At 59.3% G+C, this 15,429-nt stretch carries 10 protein-coding genes; 9 read left to right on the top strand and 1 reads right to left on the bottom strand.

All coding sequences use genetic code 11. From position 1 onward, the window contains the following. Nucleotides 1–818: hypothetical protein (locus tag RUW20_RS04850; RefSeq protein ID WP_313951067.1), on the bottom strand; the 818-nt coding region annotated here is incomplete at its 3' end. Between the two features lie 157 nt (nt 819–975). Here RUW20_RS04850 and RUW20_RS04845 point away from each other — a divergent pair. The 9 genes from RUW20_RS04845 to RUW20_RS04805 all read left to right on the top strand — a co-directional run bounded on the left by RUW20_RS04845 (nt 976) and on the right by RUW20_RS04805 (nt 15,182). After that, on the top strand, nt 976–1,203 hold the full coding sequence (locus RUW20_RS04845; protein ID WP_313951066.1) for a helix-turn-helix domain-containing protein: 228 nt from the start codon (nt 976–978) through the stop codon (nt 1,201–1,203). After that, a complete protein-coding gene (hsdR, locus tag RUW20_RS04840) occupies nt 1,204–3,645 on the top strand; it encodes an EcoAI/FtnUII family type I restriction enzme subunit R (protein ID WP_313951065.1) in 2,442 nt (813 codons plus the stop codon). Nucleotides 3,646–3,694: 49 nt separating this feature from the next. Then, nucleotides 3,695–5,479, top strand: a complete 1,785-nt coding sequence (locus RUW20_RS04835; protein ID WP_313951064.1) for an N-6 DNA methylase — start codon at nt 3,695–3,697, stop codon at nt 5,477–5,479. Then, nucleotides 5,476–6,525: a YhcG family protein gene (locus RUW20_RS04830; protein ID WP_313951063.1), complete on the top strand. Its 1,050-nt coding sequence runs from the start codon at nt 5,476–5,478 to the stop codon at nt 6,523–6,525. The genes RUW20_RS04835 and RUW20_RS04830 overlap by 4 nt, the downstream gene beginning before the upstream one ends. After that, the gene (locus tag RUW20_RS04825) at nt 6,525–8,525 is read left to right on the top strand and encodes a restriction endonuclease subunit S (protein WP_313951062.1); all 2,001 of its coding nucleotides are present in this window, start codon (nt 6,525–6,527) and stop codon (nt 8,523–8,525) included. The genes RUW20_RS04830 and RUW20_RS04825 overlap by 1 nt, the downstream gene beginning before the upstream one ends. A gap of 1 nt (nt 8,526) precedes the next feature. Beyond that, nucleotides 8,527–10,290 (top strand): AAA family ATPase, encoded by a 1,764-nt coding sequence (locus RUW20_RS04820; RefSeq protein WP_313951061.1) that lies wholly within the window; start codon nt 8,527–8,529, stop codon nt 10,288–10,290. Further along, nucleotides 10,287–11,138: a hypothetical protein gene (locus RUW20_RS04815; RefSeq protein WP_313951060.1), complete on the top strand. Its 852-nt coding sequence runs from the start codon at nt 10,287–10,289 to the stop codon at nt 11,136–11,138. Before RUW20_RS04820 ends, RUW20_RS04815 begins: the two co-directional genes overlap by 4 nt. 42 nt (nt 11,139–11,180) lie before the next feature. Then, complete coding sequence (locus tag RUW20_RS04810) at nt 11,181–12,698, top strand: Fic family protein (protein ID WP_313951059.1); 1,518 nt, start codon at nt 11,181–11,183, stop codon at nt 12,696–12,698. A 135-nt stretch (nt 12,699–12,833) separates the two neighbouring features. After that, nucleotides 12,834–15,182 carry a TOTE conflict system archaeo-eukaryotic primase domain-containing protein gene (locus RUW20_RS04805; RefSeq protein WP_313951058.1) on the top strand — a complete coding sequence of 783 codons (2,349 nt, stop codon included), beginning with the start codon at nt 12,834–12,836 and terminating at the stop codon, nt 15,180–15,182. Nucleotides 15,183–15,429 lie beyond the last annotated feature (247 nt).

Below are 15,429 nucleotides of genomic sequence, written 5' to 3'. Positions count from 1 at the left end.
CTTATTGGTTGGGCTTTTTTCTGCCTGTCGCGCCAGTGCTGTCGCGGTTCCGGGCTGCGATGCGTCTTGGACGAGTCAGAAGTACCACCGTTTTCCCGCCCACCAGCCCCAGAAATCCTCTCTTTTCTCCATTTGACCCGCGGCTGGCCGACGCTCGACTCCTCGATTTCATACGGGTTTCGGGCCGAGGGTTGTGCGGCAACTGCGCTGCCCAGAAACACTACAAACCCGTTCAACGCGTCAAATCCATCAAACAGCGCGTGCTGCTCGTCCCTGTCCGTCGGCAGCAGATTGTTCTTCAGCCAGATCAGGCTCAAGGTCTTCGGCTGGTGCCCGGCAGGTGCTGATGCGGATCTCCATCCAGCGTCAAGCCGGCGTTTGCCGACAGCGGCGTAGCCGGCATAAGTAAGTAGGATGTGGCCGGTGGCGTCAACGACGAGCCATCCGGTGAGCAAGCCCTCGATGACCCTAGCGCGGGCGCCGCCACGCAGGTCGTCGGCAAGGGTTCGAGCTTGCCGTCGGGGCGGCCGGCGGCGGCCTTGAGGATGGCGGTCTGGGTGTCGGTGACTTTGGCTTGGGTGGTCATGACGATCTCCGGTGGTTGATGGGTCTCGTCGCTCACCGTCTCTGCCGAAGATCGCCAGCAACTCGTCCAGCCCGACTTCTACCCGCCCGAGGTCGCCGACGTAGCCCCAGTGGATCGCATGGGGGTCGCGACCGAAGTGGTCGTTGGCAAGTTGCTGCAGCCGTTCCAGTTTTGCGTTGATCCCGGCGCTGCGAGCGATGCAGGCGTCGAGGGCGGTCTGCTTGGTGGTCATGGCAGGCGCCGGGTCGGTGGATGACGCCTCCATTCACGCGCTGAACGATCACGAAGCCAAGCTTTCAACGCTGGAACGGATGACCACTGAAGCCGCCACCTGTTAGACTGAAGACAATTTTGAACGACTTTGAGGAAACAAACTGGGCGCCAATGCCATGAACGCCGAACCTTGGGTTACCGCCATCGATGTCGCCCGGCATCTGGGCGTCGTGAAGGACACCATTTACCGCTGGCGTGAACGCAAAGGCCTGCCCGCGCACAAGATCGGGCGGCTTTGGAAATTTCAGTTGTCCGAGGTCGATGAATGGGTGCGTGCAGGCGGGGCCAACGAAGACGTTGCGCAAGATGGGCTAGATACGGAGCGCCACAATTCAGGGGGATGAATGGACAAATACCAGCTCAGTGAGCGTGATATCTGCACCAAATTCATCACGCCTGCCATCGTGCAGGCGGGCTGGCAGCAGCATCAGTTCCGCGAGGAAGTGAATCTCACGGACGGTCGCGTCATGGTGCGTGGCAAGCTTGCGGCACGCATCAAAAACCCCGATGCGAAAGGTGGCCCGAAGCGTGCCGACTTCGTTCTGTACGCCCGGCCCACCATTCCGATTGCGGTGGTCGAGGCCAAGCAGGCGCGCTTTTCGGTCGGCCATGGCATGCAGCAGGCATTGGCCTATGCCGAAATGCTGGATGCGCCTTTCGCCATCAGCAGCAATGGTGACGGCTTCCTGCTACACGACCGCACCGGCCTGACACAACCCATCGAACGCGAACTTCAGCTCAGCGAATTTCCTTCATTAGATGATCTTTGGTCGCTGTACCAACAGTGGAAGGGACTCGCCGAAGCCGCCGCAGTCAAACTCGTTGAACAGCCATTTTACGCCGACGGCACCGGCAAGGAGCCACGCTACTACCAGCGGGTGGCCATCAACCGCGCCATCGAGGCGGTCGCCAAGGGACAGCAGCGCGTGCTGCTGGTCATGGCCACCGGCACCGGCAAGACTTACACCGCCTTCCAGATCATCTGGCGCCTGTGGAAGGCGAAGGCCAAGAAACGCATCCTGTTTCTGGCGGACCGCAATATCCTGGTCGACCAAACCATGCAGCAAGACTTCGCTCCCTTCGGCGAGGTGATGCACAAGGTCAGCAACCGCGAAATCAAGAAGAACTACGAGGTCTACCTCGCGCTCTACCAGGCCGTGACCGGCAAGGAAGAATGGAAGCAGATCTACCGTCAGTTTCCGGCCGATTTCTTTGATCTGGTCGTCATCGACGAATGCCATCGTGGCAGCGCTGCAGAGGATTCGGCCTGGCGTGAGGTGCTCGACTACTTCAGCAGCGCCACGCACCTGGGCCTGACAGCCACACCCAAAGAAACCAAAGACGTCAGCAACAGCACGTACTTCGGCGACCCGGTGTACACCTACTCCCTGAAGAAGGGGATTGAAGATGGATTTCTTGCACCGTACAAAGTCATTCGCATCGCCACTGATGCAGACGCCGTGGGCTACACGCCGGAAAAAGGCAAGATCGACAAAGTCGGCCAGACCGTCGAACCGCGGCAGTACAACACGAAGGATTTCGACCGCAATCTGGTGCTGGAAAAACGCACCAAGCTCGTGGCCAGCAAAGTCTGGGAGTACCTCAAGGCCATCGACCCGATGGCCAAGACCATCGTCTTCTGCGACGATCAGGACCACGCCGAGCGCATGCGCCAAGAGCTGGTCAAGCTGATCCCCGCCGCCGCCAGCAACCGCCGCTACGTGATGCGCATCACCGGCGACGACAACGAAGGCAAGGCGCAACTCTCCTACTTCATTGACAACGACGAGCCTTACCCCGTCATCGCCACGACCTCCAAGCTGCTGACCACCGGCGTGGATGCCAAGACCTGCAAACTGATCGTGCTGGACCAGACCATCAACTCGATGACCGAGTTCAAGCAGATCATCGGCCGTGGTACCCGCCTGCGTGAGGACTACCAAAAACTTTACTTCACGATCATGGACTTCAAGGGCGCGACGCGCCTGTTCGCCGATCCAGACTTCGATGGTGAGCCTGTAGTCATCTACGAACCAAAGCCCGAGGAACCCGTCGTGCCGCCGGACATCACCAACCCGCCTGGCGTCGAAGAACCCGAACCGCCGCCCTTTGGCCCCGGTCCCGAGGGCGGTGACGATGCGGATCCCGGAGACGACACCGGCGGTGGCGGGGGCGGGGGCGGTGGTCGAGTCAAGTACGTCATCGACGACGTAAACGTGCGCGTGGCCGTGGAGCGTTCGCAATACCTCGATGCCGACGGCAGGCTCATCACCGAGAACTACCGCGTGCTGCTCAAGGACGACATCCGGAAAGCCCTGCAATCAGAGTTCGGCAGTCTCGGCGATTTCCTGCGCCGCTGGAACGCCGCCGCCCGCAAGCAGGCGGTGCTGGAAGAGTTGGCCGAACACGGCGTGCCGCTGGACATCCTGCAACAAGCCGTGGCCAATGGCACTGAACTCGATGTCTTTGATCTGGTCGCCCATGTCGCCTTCGACCAGAAGCCGCTGACCCGGCGTGAGCGCGCCAACAACGTCAAAAAACGTGATGTGTTCGGCAAATACGGCGAGCAGGCCCGCGCCGTGCTCGAAGCCCTGCTCGACAAATTTGCCGACCACGGCGTACAAGACATTGAAGATGCCAAGGTGCTGGAACTCCCGCCCTTCGACCAGTTCGGCAGCAAGACGCAAATCCGGCGCGGCATCTTTGGCAGCATCGAGCAATACACCCAGGCGGTGCACGCGCTCGAACAAGCACTCTACGACACGCCCGAACAGAAGCAGGCCTGAGCCGATGACGACAAGCCAACGCTCAGGCTCACGATAAGAGAGACACACGATGAATCTCAGCAGCACCATCAAGTCCATCCAGGACATCATGCGCAAGGATGACGGCGTCGACGGCGACGCCCAGCGCCTCGGCCAGCTCACCTGGATGCTCTTTCTCAAGGTCTTCGACCAGCGCGAAGAAGAGTGGGAAGACGACAGCGCCGCTTATCGGTCCCCCTTGCCGGAGCGCTACCGCTGGCGTAATTGGGCCGCCTACAAGGCCGACAACGAGGGCAAGAAGAAACCGCAGATTGCCGGCAGCGAGCTGATATCTTTCGTCAACAACGAGCTCTTCCCGGCGCTCAAGGATCAGATCGACGCCAGCCAGAGCCCCTCGCACAAGGTCATCAAGCAGGTCTTTGAAGACGCCAACAACTACATGAAATCCGGCCCGCAAATGCTGGCCGTGATCGAGAAGCTGGAAGATGCCATTAACTTCCATGACTTCAAGACCCGTGCCAGCCTGGGCGACATGTACGAGCAGTTGCTCAACGATCTGCGCGGTGCGGGTAATGCGGGCGAGTTCTACACGCCGCGCGCCATCACTGCCTTCATGGCCGACCGCGTCAACCCGCGTCTCGACAAGCGCGAAATGGTGATGGACCCGGCTTGCGGCACCGGCGGCTTCCTGACCGCCGTCATCGACCACTTCCGTAACCAGTTAAGCGCCAAATCCAGCGCCGACGACCGGCGCGCCATCGAAGCCCTGATTCGCGGCATCGAGAAGAAACAGCTGCCGCATCTGCTATGCACCACCAACATGCTGCTGCACGGCATTGACGTGCCCAGCCAGATCGAGCACCGCAACACGCTGGGTATCGGCTGGAACGAATGGAGCGCCAACGACAAGGTCGACTGCCTGATCACCAATCCGCCCTTTGGCGGCTATGAGGATGACGGCGTCGGCAGCGATTACCCGGCCGACCTGCGCACCCGCGAGACCGCCGACATGTTCATGGCGCTGATCATCAAGAAGCTGTTGAAGGAGAATGGCCGTGCCGCCGTGGTGCTGCCCGATGGCTTTCTTTTCGGCGATGGCATCAAAGGCACACTGAAGAAACTGCTGCTGCGCGACTGCAAGCTGCACACCATCGTCCGCCTTCCCAAAGGCGTGTTCGCGCCCTACACCACCATCAAGACCAACCTGCTGTTCTTCACCAGGGGCGCGGTGGTGGACGACGGCAGCGAGCACTTCCACACCGACACCCTCTGGTTCTACGAGCACCCCTACCCAGCGGGTTACAAGAGCTACTCGAAGACCAAGCCCATACGGCTGGAGGAGTTCAAGCCCGAGCAGGACTGGTGGGGGTCGGAAGCCAACGACTTTGCCGACCGCGTGGAAAGCGAATTTGCCTGGAAGGTGGACTTCAGAACCCGGCGCGAACAAGCCCAGGCAGGCGCCGCACCGCACTGGCAGCGCGCCGAAGAGCTGAACAACGCCGCCGCCAGACTGGAAGGCGAAGCAAACGACCTGCGCAAGAGCCTGGTTGGCACCAGCGACGTCGCATACCGCGAAAAGATCGACGCCCGGATTGCCGAACTGCGCGCCCGGGCCGAACCGCTGCGCCTGCAAGCCCGCGACGCGCAGGCGGCGGGCAACCGCATCTATTGGCCCATCTTCAACCTCGATATCAAGAACCCCAACGCACCGGAAGAAGAAACCCACGACCCGGATGTGCTGCTGGAAAAATACAAGAAGCTGCTGGGCGAAATCGAAGAGACCGAGAACCAGCTGAAAAGCGAACTGGCCGCTGCGCTGGCGCATCACTTCGGCCCCGAGGCAATGGCAGAATGAGTAAACCATCTGCCGCCCCCGCCAATCCCCAGCTGCTGGGTGATATCCGCCAGATCATCGAGCAGGGCCGCCAGCAACTGGCAAGCACCGTCAACAGCGCACTCACCTTGTTGTACTGGCAAATTGGCCAGCGCATCCACACCGAATTGCTCAAGGGTGAGCGCGCCGCCTACGGCGAGCAGATTGTCTCCGCAGTGGCGAGACAATTGGAGGCCGAGTACGGCCGGGGCTTCTCCGAGAAAAACCTGCGCCATATGCTGCGCTTTGCCGAAGCCTTCCCGTCTGAGGACATTGTCTCCGCAGTGCGGAGACAATTGAGCTGGACGCACATCAAGACCCTGATCTACATCGAAGACCCGCTCAAGCGCGACTTCTATCTGCAGATGTGCCAGCAAGAGCGCTGGAGCACCCGCACCCTGCAACAGCGCCTGGATTCCCTGCTGTTCGAGCGCACTGCGCTCTCGCGCCAGCCCGACCAACTGATCACCAGCGAGTTGGCGACGCTGCGCGACACCCGCGAGCTCAGCCCCGCGCTGCTGTTGAAAGATCCCTACATACTGGATTTCCTTGGCCTGCAAGACCGTTATCTGGAAAAGGATCTGGAAGACGCCATCCTGCGCGAGCTGGAAAACTTCCTGCTGGAACTAGGCGCGGGCTTTACCTTCGTGGCCCGGCAAAAGCGCCTGCAGATCGACCACGACGATTTCTACATCGACCTGCTGCTCTACAACCGTCGCCTCAAACGGCTGGTGGTGATCGAACTGAAACTGGGCGAATTCAAGGCCGAGTACAAAGGCCAGATGGAGCTCTACCTGCGCTGGCTGGCCAAGCACGAGCAAGAGCCAGGCGAGGCTCCGCCACTCGGCATCATCCTGTGCAGCGGCAAGAACCAGGAGCAGATCGAACTGCTGGAGCTGGATCACACCGGCATCCACGTCGCCGAATACCTCACCGCACTGCCGCCCAGGGAACTGCTGCAAGCCAAGCTGCATGAAGCCATCGCCCGCTCGCGCGCCCGGCTGGAAAACCGTGGGGAGGATGCCTGATGGATGCGCAGCAGTTTTTGGCGGAGTTTGGGCATATTGCGAATGCGCCGGGGGGAATTCAACAGCTCCGTGAAATGGTGTACCAGCTGGCCATTACAGGCACATTGACATCTCAACTCGATACTGACGGTGATGCGCGTGAGTTACTGGCCGATATCTCAACATTAAGGGATCGGCTAATTCGCGAAAAAACGTACAAGCGCTTGCCAAAGCTTGAGGCTGAAGCGCTTGATATTCCGTCAGCCATAGAGCTCCCTGTCTCATGGTGTTGGACTCGTCTTCTTGATGTTGGCGAAATCAGCCCGAGAAACGATGCGCCTGACGAAGCTGCCGCGTCGTTTATTCCCATGAGCGGATTCTCAGAATTCCATATGGGGGCGCTGGCACCTGAGGCTGAAAAGTGGGCGCACATAAAGAAAGGATTCACTCACTTCAGAAATGGCGATGTCGTAGTTGCCAAGATCACGCCGTGTTTTGAGAACGGCAAGGCGGCAGTTATTGATGGCTTACCGCACGAAATAGGTGCAGGTACGACAGAACTTCACGTATTCCGGCCAATTCACGCTGGCATATTGCCGGGGTACATCTACCTGTTCTTGCGATCGCCGTATTTCGCTATTGAAGGCGAAAAGGGCATGACAGGGACCGCAGGCCAAAAGCGATTGCCCACGGAATATTTTGCGACCCGAGCCTTGCCGCTGCCACCTTCCACCGAGCAATCCCGCATCGTCGCCAAAGTTGATGAGCTGATGGCCTTGTGTGACAAGCTAGAAACGCAGCAGCAGGCCCGCCGCAAACTGCAAAACAACCTGCGCCAGTCCACCCTGCAAGCCGTCGCCAGCGCCACCAGCCCGCACGAACTGCAAACCACCTGGGCACGCCTGGCCGACAACTTCGGGCGGCTGTTTCATGCGCCGGAGGATGTGGCGGAGTTGCGGGGGTTGATATTAGATATGGCGATGCGCGGCTACTTGGTTGAACAAGATGCTATGGACGAACCTGCGGTGGTTCTTTGCGTAGATATTGAGAGCAAGAAACGAGAGCTCTCCAATGCTCGAAAGCTCAAACTGCAAAAGTCACTTTCACAGATCGGTGAAGATGAAATCCCGTTCGACGTCCCAACGGGATGGGAGTGGATTCGGCTAGGGCAAATCGCCGAACTAATCAATGGAGATCGAGGTAAAAACTACCCCAACAAAGATGAGTACGTTTCTGTCGGCGTTCCTTGGATAAATACTGGCCATATTGAACCAGACGGTACGCTGACACGACATCATATGAACTTCATCAGCCGTGAAAAGTTCGAGAGCCTGAATAGTGGAAAGATCGAGTCCAGCGATCTTGTCTATTGCTTAAGAGGAGCAACCTTTGGCAAGACGGCGTTTGTTACCCCATACGAGGAAGGCGCAATCGCTTCTTCGTTGATGATTATCAGGCCAATAATTCCTAGCCTGAGTCGCTTCCTTTACTACTATCTGATTAGCCCATTGGGTAGGAGTCAGATATTCCGTTTCGACAACGGCACGGCGCAGCCAAATCTCTCCGCAAATAGTGTAGGGCTCTTTTCGTATCCGCTTCCACCACTCCAAGAACAAAGTCGAATAGCAGACAAAATAGAACAACTCATGCGAATTTGCGATGCGCTGGAGTTGCAGCTACATCACGCAACTGAAGTCGCCGGTCGCCTTGCAGTTGCAGCCGTTTCCAGCCTCACCGGCATTGCCATCGAACAAGAAGAGGAAGCCATGAAAGCCCCGCAAACCGAACTGGTTGCCCAGTTGCGTTTGGGCACGGCACCCGACATCAAGGCCCAGGCGCTACTGGCCACCATCCTCGCCCGCCACAACGGCGAAATGAGCGCCAAGGATTTATGGCAACGCTTCGGCGGTGAAATCGACGCCTTTTACGCGCAACTGAAAACCGAGGTGGCCCACGGCTGGATAGTGGAACCTGCCGTGGCCGAGATGCGCGAAAAGCAGGCTGACGCGGTGAGCGCCTGATATGCAGCTGCAGTGCATTCGCATCCCGGCTTTTCGCAATCTGCGCGATCTCGACATCGCCTTCGACTCGCACTTGCAGCCCGCTGCGGGCGCCCCAGCGGACGCTCAGCCAAAACTCATCCGCAGCCATGCACTGATCGGCCAGAACGGCACCGGCAAGTCGAATCTGATTGAGGCGCTGATCACTATCTTTCGCGATGTGGATCTGGACCGCGAAGCGGCGTTTGATTACACCCTGGAATACAGCATTCGTGGCCATGTAGTGCGCATCGAGGCCGATACCGCCAAGCAGAAGCGCCCCTTTGTGGGGGTGGATGGCAAGGCCGAGTCGCAAGGCTACTTGCTGAAAAATCGCGAGCTGCTGCCCGCGCATATCTTTGCTTACTACTCGGGCCGCAATGAGCGTATCGAATCCCTGTTTCAGGAGCATCAGCGCCGTTTCAACCAGCGCCAGGAGATCACCACCGACGAGGTGCTGTCCGAACAGCTGCTGGAGAACTTTACCGGCTCCGACGCCGACATTCGCGCGGTGGAAGAGGCCAAACGTCGCCGCGAGTCGCGGCTGAAACAAGCGGGCGACGACCGCCTGCGCCGCCTGTTTTACTGCCGTGGAGGCCACAGTCAGTTGGTGCTGCTGGCTTGTCTGCTGTCGGACGACCCGGTGTTTCAGAAGGTGCTCAAGAACCTGCACATCGAATCGCTGGAGTCCGCGCTGTTCGTCTTGAAAGAACCGCACCGCCTGCGCGAAAAGCGCCGGGGCGGCAAGTTCGACGAGCAGGAGCTGAACGAAGGCGATCCGCGCTTCTGGTATGCGCGTGGCAATGTGGTCAGTGAATTTCTCGACAAGCTCTGGCAAGTGGCCTGGGCACCGATTGAACAGGAGGCGACCAAGCAAATCGACTTCCGTGGCCGCAGCGAGAAGCAGAAGCAGCTTTATTTGTTTGTGCCCAGCCACGACAAGCTCAAACAACTCGGCGAGCTGGTCGGCGGCACTGACAGCTTCTTCCGCTACGCGGAGGGCGCTTATATCGGCGACCTGATCGACGAAGTGCGTATCACCGTCAAGAAGCGCGTGGTAGGAAACGATGGGCACGACGGCAAGGTGAGCTTCACCCAACTCTCCGAAGGCGAGCTGCAGATGCTCACCGTGCTGGGCCTGATGCGCATCACCCGTGAAGACCACTGCCTGTTCCTGCTCGACGAACCCGACACCCACCTGAACCCGATCTGGAAGCTGCGCTACTTCGACGATATCGAAAGCGTGCTCAGCCCACGGGAGGACGCGGTGGTGCAAGGTGAATCGCAGATCCTGATCACCACCCACGACCCGATGATGGTCGGCAGCCTCAAGCGCGAGCAGGTGCACATCCTGCGCCAGGAGGGCGAGCACACGGTGGTGGATATGCCCGATGAACACCCGCAGGGCATGGGCGTAACCGGCTTGCTCAAGAGCGACTTGTTCGGCTTGTCGTCCACGCTGGACATCGAAACCGGGCGCCGCCTGTTCCGCCGCAATGAGTTGTTCGTGAAGGCGCCGCGCACCGCCGGAGAAGATGCCGAACTCAGCCGTTTGAGTGCCGAGCTGGCTGATCTGGGCTTCTCGACCACCGACTTTCGCGATCCGGACTACGCGCTGTTCGTGCGCAAGATGGCGCAACACCGCTGCTTCCGCAAGCCGGTGCTGACGCCCGAAGAGCAAACCGAGCAAGACGCTTTTGCCGATTCCGTCATCGACGAGATTCTTCGAGAGGGGGATGGCAAGTGATTTTTATCGATCTTGAAAGCAAGCTTCCCACCGATGGAGACCTAGCTGCTGGCATTCGCTGGTCCCAAGCAGATTGGGATGCATGGCTGGCTGAGGCAGCGCGCTTGGTCGCAGAGCTTGCGACGCTCAATGCGGCGGGGAGGATCAAAGAGCGCAATGAGCTGATCGACAAGCACAGTGGCCATTGGGGGAAGCTGAAACCGTGGTTGCTTGCGTTATCTGGCGGCAAGTGTTGGTTCACCGAAGCACGGGATATTGCATCGCATTTGGATGTTGAACACTTCCGCCCAAAGAAATCTGCTCGCAACGTCAAGGGGCCCGAGCGCGACGGCTATTGGTGGCTGGCTTTCGACTACATGAACTTCCGCATCGCCGGCAACGTACCCAATCGAAAGAAGGGTGTTTGGTTTCCGCTCCGACATGGCTCGCGATGCTCGACCTACACCCGTCGTTGCGAAGGGGATGAGATTCCTCACTTTCTCGACCCAACGAATGCCTATGACGTCACACTTCTGGCGTTCGACGAGGAAGGGAAAGCCATTCCCGCACCGGGCATCCCACGCTGGGAGGAGGTGCGAGTGAAACGCACAGTGGAGCGACTGAAACTCACCGAGCACCAAGCCTTGGCTGAAGAGCGCCGGAAGGTTTGGCAGAACACCTCAAGGCTAATCAACAAATATCTGCAGGCGTTATCGGATACACGAACTTCTGGTGCGGCACGCGAGCGCTTAAAGGCAGCAGCTCGCGAAATAGTCTGCCTCACCAAGCCGGATGCTGAGCTTTCGCAGGTGGCGAAATGGTGCGTCCGCTTGCGCAATCATGCGCAGCTTTCCAGATTGGTAGGGTGAGGTACTGATATGACCAAACTCTCCATCAACCTCACCGACCTGTTGCGCCAGCGCACGGTCGAGGGCGAGCGCATCGAGTACAAGACCGGATGGAACCCGGACGCGATCATCCGCACCCTGTGCGCCTTTGCCAACGACTTCGAAAACCTTGGCGGCGGTTACGTGGTAATCGGGCAGGACTGCGACGCCAATGGCCAGCCTCTGTTCCCACCCGTGGGGCTGGCTGACAACCAGTTGGACAAGATTCAGCGCGAACTGCTGGCGCACTGTCAGTTGATTCAGCCGCCGTATTTCCCGGTATTGAGCATAGAGGAAGTTGAGGGGCGCAAGTTGATCGTACTGTGGGCACCAGGCGGACAGAACCGACCCTACAAAGCGCCCGAAGCCGTCACAGCCAAGAAAAAGACGTGGCACCACTACATCCGGCGGTACAGCAGCACGGTCGAGGCCAAGGGCGACACCGAGCAGGAGTTGTTGAGCCTGGCTGCCAAGGTGCCGTTTGACGACCGCTACAACCAGTCGGCACGGCTCGATGAACTGTCCAAACCGCTGATGCAAGCTTTCTTGCAGGAGGTGGACAGCGCATTAGCGGCGGATGCGCCCGGGGTATCGGTAGAGGTATTGGCAAGGCAGATGAACGTAGCAGGCGGACCCACCGAGTCGCCGTGGCCCAAGAACGTGGGCTTGCTGTTTTTCAATGAGACGCCGGAGAGATTTTTCCCCGGCGTGCAGATAGATGTGGTCTGGTTTCCTGAAGGTGCAGGCGGTGATCGCTTCGAGGAAAAGGTTTTCAAGGGGCCGTTGGCGCGAATGACGCGTGAGGCCCTGAGCTACATCCAGCGCAACTACCTGCGCGAGACGGTCATCAAGCATCCCGACCGGGCCGAGGCCACTCGGGTGTGGAATTTCCCCTATGCGGCCATCGAGGAAGCCGTGGTCAACGCGGTCTATCACCGTTCCTACGAGGAGCGCGAACCCATCGAGGTGCGCATCAGCCATGACGAGTTGGTCGTCGTCAGCTTTCCCGGCCCGGATCGTTCCATCCGCTTGGAGGACCTGCAGGCCGGTCGTGCAGTCAGCCGCCGCTACCGCAACCGGCGGATCGGCGAGTTCCTGAAGGAACTTGACCTGACCGAAGGCCGCTCCACGGGCATCCCAAAAATTCTCAAGGTGATGACCGCGAATGGCTCGCCCGCGCCGCTGTTTGAATCGGATGATGACCGACTTTCGTTTGTGATCCGCTTACCCAGTCATCCGCTGGCCATGGGCGGAATCACACCCGCCGACCAAGCTACCGGGGAAGTCACCGGGGAAGTCACCGGGGAAGTTGGGCGTCTCCTACGCGTCCTGGATCGGGAGATGCCCCGGCAGCAGATTCAGGATGCCCTGGCGCTCAAGCACGAAGATCATTTCCGAAATGCCTACCTCAAACCGGCTTTGGCCCTTGGGGTGATCGAGATGACCCAGCCTGACAAACCGCGCAGTAGCAATCAGCGCTACCGCCTGACTGCCTTCGGGCAACGCTGGCTGGAGACGCATCCCGGCAACAGCGCGCTTTGAAAAATTCTCGGAGCTTACCCGCAAGCCCGCAGCAACCCGCGCCAACACTCCTGGAAACTGGTGCCAGCGTGGGCGCAGCGTGACTCGGGATCCTTGTCGTGATGTGTGAACCGCCTGATTTGGTCGGACAATCTGTTGCCGACTGAACACGATTCTCAATCTGCGTTGCAAGCAGAAAATGCCCGCCTGATTTCACTCCTGGAATCGCACGGCATCGAGTGGCGTTTGCCGCCCGAACCTGTGGCGCCGGTTTCTGAACGAGAGCCCTCACGATTTTCCACCGCCGAGAAGGTGGCCTTGTTTCGTCGGCTGTTTCGCGGGCGCACGGATGTCTACTCGATCCGATGGGAGAGCAAGACCACTGGCAGGAGCGGCTACACACCGGCCTGTGGCAATGAGTGGCTTGTCGGTGTTTGCGAAAAACCGCGCATCAAGTGTGGCGAGTGCAACAATCGTCTGCTGATCCCGCTGACGGATGCGGTGATCTACGAGCACCTCACAGGCAAACGTACCGTTGGCGTCTATCCGCTCCTGAGTGACGATACCTGCCATTTTCTCGCTGCTGACTTTGATGATGCGCAATGGCAAGAAGATGCCAAGGCGTTTTACCAGTCATGTCACGAGCTTGGCGTGCCGGTCGCACTTGAAATATCACGGTCCGGCAAGGGTGCGCATGCCTGGATCTTCTTCTCCGGCAGCGTATCCGCTCGAGATGCGCGCCGACTCGGCACGGCAATCATCAGTCACACCTGCGCACGTACTCGCCAACTCAAGCTCGCATCCTACGACCGGTTGTTCCCCAATCAGGATTCGATGCCCAAGGGTGGTTTCGGCAACCTGATCGCTCTGCCACTGCAGAAGGGTCCGCGTGAGAACGGATGCAGTGTGTTCGTGGATGCTGACTTGCGGCCCTACCCGGATCAGTGGGCGTTCCTGGCCTCCATCTCGCCAATGCCAGCGCACGACATCGAGCCCACCATCCTCAGAGCAACAGGTGGCGCCCACCCGCTCGACGTGACCTTCATCGACGAGGAAGATCAGAAGGAGCCGTGGAAGCGATCCGCATCCGTCACCAAGCATCTGCTCGGGCCAATGCCGAAGTCGCTCTCGGTGACACTGGCCAACCTCATCTACTTCGACAAGGCACAACTCCCGCAATCGCTGGCCAACCGACTGATTCGTTTGGCGGCCTTCCAGAACCCAGAGTTCTACAAAAAGCAGGCGATGCGCTTTTCAGTGTGGGATGAGCCGCGCGTCATCGGCTGCGCCGAGAACTACCCCAATCACATCGCATTGCCGCGCGGTTGCCTGGATGCCGCGCAGGAGCTACTTCGCGACAACGCCATTGACTGCAAGCTGGTCGACGAGCGATACGCGGGGTCACCGCTGGAAGCGGAATTTGCCGGGACCCTACGTCTGGACCAAGAACTCGCTGTGGCCGCCATGCTGCATCACGATGCCGGCGTCTTGTGCGCTCCGACTGCATTTGGCAAAACGGTTACTGCCGCTGCGCTGATTGTGCGCCGTGGTGTGAACACACTGGTGCTGGTGCATCGCACCGAACTGCTCAAGCAGTGGCAGGAGCGACTGCAATCATTCCTGAGCGTTGGCAAGGGTGTGGTCGGTACTATCGGTGGCGGCAAGGCCAAGCCGACAGGCAAGATCGATATCGCGGTGATGCAATCGCTATCGCGTCAGGGTGAAGTCAATTCGCTCGTCGAGAAATACGGCCACGTGATTGTGGATGAATGCCATCACGTCGGCGCGACGTCGTTCGACGCGATTCTGAAGCAGGCCAAAGCCAATTACGTGCTCGGTCTCACTGCGACACCGATTCGCCGCGATGGCCAGCAGCCGATTATTTTTATGCAATGCGGGCCAACTCGCCACACCGCCGCCAAGCCCACGGGTGCGCCGCACGACTTGGCGGTCACGCCGCGAACATTGCATTCGCGGATTGACGTGCCGCAGGAAGTGGGGATTCAGGATGTATTCCGGCACCTTGTCATTGACCAAGCCCGAACGGACGCGATTGCTGCCGAGGTTGTAAACACCTACGGTCAAGGCCGGAAAGTGCTGGTACTGACCGAGCGTACCGAACATCTTGATGCCATCAAGACAGCCCTGGATGGCAAGATAGCATCACTGTTCGTCCTGCACGGGCGAGTACCCAAGAAGCAGCGTGCCGCACTGATCGCCGAACTCAACGCGTTACCGCCCGATACCCCACGTGTCTTGCTGGCAACCGGCAAGTTGGTCGGGGAAGGATTCGATCATCCCCCGCTCGATACCCTGGTGTTGGCCATGCCCGTTTCTTGGATCGGCACGCTACAGCAATACGCCGGCCGCCTAAACCGCGAACATGCCAACAAGGCCAACGTGCGCATCATTGACTTCGTGGACACTGGACACCCAGCGCTGCTGCGAATGTGGGACAAACGCCAGCGCGGCTACCGCGCGATGGGATACAGAATCGCGGAATGATCTGTAGCTTTCCGCTCTTGCCCTCACCAGTACTCACATGACCCGATAGCGAGTTTGTTTCCAGGGAACTACGCACCACCAGCCAAGAAGACCAACCCCTCTCGGCTTGGTTTTTCTTGCCCATTCCCGCCTGATCAACGCCTGCGCCGATGGGAGTGATAAGCTGGCAGCAAACGCCTGGTAAAGCAGGAGTCATGTCCCGCGCCACGGCAAGGCCAGGCCAAGCCAGGCGCGAAACGGTAGCGCC

The sequence above is a fragment of the Accumulibacter sp. genome (assembly GCF_032229525.1).
Lineage (GTDB): Bacteria > Pseudomonadota > Gammaproteobacteria > Burkholderiales > Rhodocyclaceae > Accumulibacter.
The sequence above is the reverse complement of the archived record's forward strand: the minus strand, read 5'-3'. Positions and strand labels throughout refer to the sequence as shown.